General features: G+C 38.5%; 1 protein-coding gene. It reads right to left on the bottom strand.

Annotated elements, in window-relative coordinates; genetic code table 11:
* Positions 1-260 (bottom strand): hypothetical protein (locus ACVCZW_RS05765; RefSeq protein WP_452231893.1); only part of this gene is annotated, 260 nt, incomplete at both ends.

Genomic DNA, 260 nt, shown 5'->3' on the forward strand with positions numbered 1-260 from the left:
CTAACCGTTGCATCATAATTACAAGAAGCATCCGTAAAAATTTCAATAGCTGCAGGCGCAGTAAATGTTGGCGCAATATTATCTGAAACGGTAATCGTTTGTATTTGCGGCGTTGCGGTGTTCCCACAATCGTCTGATAAAGTCCAAGTTCTAGTAATAATAAAAGAACCTTCACAAGCACCAGCCGTTACAACATCTGTAAAAGTAGCATCTAAAGTAGTATCACAATTATCAGAATCATTGGTTACATCACCAGTTTC

The sequence above is a fragment of the Lacinutrix sp. MEBiC02595 genome, assembly GCF_053601555.1.